Source organism: Bacteroidota bacterium (assembly GCA_036522515.1).
GTDB lineage: Bacteria > Bacteroidota > Ignavibacteria > UBA10030 > SZUA-254 > VBOC01.
Genome location: DATDFQ010000050.1, coordinates 1 through 2713 on the forward strand (window position 1 = coordinate 1; position 2713 = coordinate 2713).

The following is a 2713-nucleotide window of genomic DNA, read 5'->3' on the forward strand; positions in this document are numbered from 1 at the left end:
GGGGGAGCGGTCGGATAAGATCATCCAATCGATCGCCACGATCAAGCTGTCGAGTCCGCGCGGAATGCTCTTCTCCCCGCAGTGCATCAGGTACTCGCGGCGCGACGAACCTGAGGTCGAATCCGGCAACGGCCCGGGGGCGGCATCCGCACTCCCCGTTCAGTGGTGCCATTCCTGCGTGGGGGGCAAGACGTATGCCTTCATCACCCCGGAGGGAAACGTGCAGATTTGCAAAAATCTTTCCGCCGGCAGCGACGACCTCCGGTCGAACGGGTATGATTTCAAGGGGATCTGGGAACGGTCCGGTCTGCTGGACGATCTTCGCGCCCGGTCGCAGAGCTGCGCGGAGACAAGGGTCGCGCTCTCCGAATTTGAGGAAGAGGCGATATGACGGACGCCCGGATCGATCACAGGACCCTCTACCGCCTCCCGTGGACGCTTCCCGACAACGCGATCTCCTGGCTGGAGCCGACCTCCGCCTGCAACCTTCAGTGCGACGGATGCTACCGGGAAAATGTCGCCGGGAGCCATAAGCCGCTTCATGTGGTGGAACAGGAAATCGAGGCATTCGTGCGGCTGCGAAATGTGGACGGCATTTCCGTCGCGGGAGGGGACCCGCTCATGCATCCGGAGATTGTGGAGATTGTGAGGCTGATCGCGAAGAAAGGGATCAAGCCCGTGATCAACACCAACGGCGGAAAACTGACGCCGGAGCTCCTTCGGGCGCTGAAGTCAGCCGGCGCGTACGGATTTACCTTCCATGTCGACAGCAAACAGGGAAGGCCCCACTGGAAGAACAAGAGCGAGGTGGAGATGAACGCCCTGCGCCTCGAGTATGCGGAGATGGTCGCGGAAACCGGAGGGATGTCCTGCTCATTCAATTCGACTGTCTATGACGACACGCTCCACTCCGTCCCGGACCTCGTGGAGTGGGCCGCGAAACACATCGATATCGTGAACGTGATGGTCTTTATCCTGTACCGGGCCGCTGTGCCGCAGCTCCCGTTCGACTGGTACGCCGGCGGGAAGAAAATCGACATGAGCGCCCTGGCCTACGGGGAGACGCGGGAGAGGACGATCGATCTGAAATCGACCCATGTCGTCGGCGAGATCCGGAAACGGTTCCCGGAGTTCACTCCCTGCGCGTATTTGAACGGCACTGAAAAGGCCGACTCGTTCAAGTGGCTCCTGACGGGCCGGATCGGCTCCAAAGAGAAAATCTACGGCTACGTCGGGCCGAAATTTATGGAGATCATGCAGACGATGCATCATCTCGGAACGGGCCGTTACCTGGCGTATGAAAAGCCTTCCCTCACCAGGAAGGGCCGTTCGATGATGCTCCTCGCGGCGTTCGACCGCCAGGTCCGGAAGATCGCCGGCAGGTACGCTTCCGCCGCTCTTCGCAATCCGCTCCGTCTCGCGGCTGGACTCCACTACCAATCGGTCATGATCATCCAGCCTGTTGACTTCCTGGAAAACGGATACCAGAACATGTGCGACGGCTGTCCCGACATGACCCTCTGGAACGGGGAGCTTGTCTGGTCGTGCCGGATGGAGGAATTGAAGCATTTCGGTTGCTGGGTGAGGACCGTCCCGGCCTGCAAAGCCTGATCCAGGCCCTCTCAAGTCTGAAATAGCCGCCCCCGGAGTTTCTAACCTTTGAGAAAGCGGGCTTGGTTCAGTTTAGAATCAGTCCAAATTGACCCCCCATTTCACCCTTTTCCGTATGATTTCTGGCACGCCGATTGTCTTAGACTAGTCACCGGGCGCCATCAACGGCGTCCGGGATTAAGAATGAACAAAGGCGAAGGCATCATCGTGCAGGGATCTACCACGTCACTTTATTCAACCCCGGTCGGGGGATGGATCAGGATCATGTCCTTACCAGCGGGGGATGTCAGGGCGCAGTTCATCCGTCTGGGCATCGGGGAGGGAGAGAGGATTCTCCTCATCGAGCGGCTGCCGGGCGGAACCGTCGTACTCCAGAAGAACCGGCAGCAGATCGCCGTCGGGCATCAACTCTCGAGGCAGATTCTGGTGGCCGTCATTTACGACGAGGAACTCGCCGATGCCTGAAGACCGGAACAGGGGTTCCCTGGATCATTTTGAAAAACACCGGCATGCCGGGCTTTCCTTTCTCGAACAGGAGCTCGAGAAGCCGAAGGTGGTTCTTGCGGGGAACCCGAACGTGGGAAAGTCGATCATCTTCAACGAGCTGAGCGGGATGAACGTGGAAGTCTCGAATTATCCGGGGACGACGGTGGAGATCATCAAGGGGACGCACGGCGGGTATGACGTGTACGATACGCCGGGAGTGTACGGCGTGTCCTCGTTCAATGACGAGGAGCGTGTGGCGCGCGACGTCATCCTCGAAGCCGATATCGTGCTCAACGTCGTCGACGCCACACACCTGGAGCGCGATCTCTTTCTGACGCAGCAGCTCATCGACATGGGAAAAAAGGTCGTCGTCCTCCTCAACCTGATGGACGAGGTGGAAAAGCACGAGATCTCGCTCGACATCGAAAAGCTCTCGCGTTTCCTCGGAGTCGAAGTCCATCCGATGGTCGCCACGAAGCGCACCGGGTTTGAACGGCTCGGCCGGGCGATCGAAGAGGCGCGCGAGGGGATTCAGCGCGGCGAACTTCATGCCTCGCTCCACACGATGCTGAAGATGGTCGGATCGCAGGCCGAAGCCCTCATGGTCCTCGAGGGG

General features: G+C 59.5%; 4 protein-coding genes. All 4 read left to right on the forward strand.

Going from position 1 to position 2713, the window contains the following annotated elements; all coding sequences use genetic code 11:
* Positions 1-391 (forward strand): hypothetical protein (locus VI215_09635; GenBank protein HEY6192568.1); only part of this gene is annotated, 391 nt, incomplete at its 5' end.
* Positions 388-1611, forward strand: coding sequence for a radical SAM protein (locus VI215_09640; GenBank protein ID HEY6192569.1), 1224 nt, complete (start codon positions 388-390; stop codon positions 1609-1611). The genes VI215_09635 and VI215_09640, both read left to right, overlap by 4 nt.
* A gap of 183 nt (positions 1612-1794) precedes the next feature.
* The gene (locus tag VI215_09645) at positions 1795-2076 is read left to right on the forward strand and encodes a ferrous iron transport protein A (protein HEY6192570.1); all 282 of its coding nucleotides are present in this window, start codon (positions 1795-1797) and stop codon (positions 2074-2076) included.
* Positions 2069-2713, forward strand: a 645-nt coding sequence (locus tag VI215_09650; GenBank protein ID HEY6192571.1) for a FeoB small GTPase domain-containing protein, incomplete at its 3' end; no start/stop codon positions are given. The genes VI215_09645 and VI215_09650, both read left to right, overlap by 8 nt.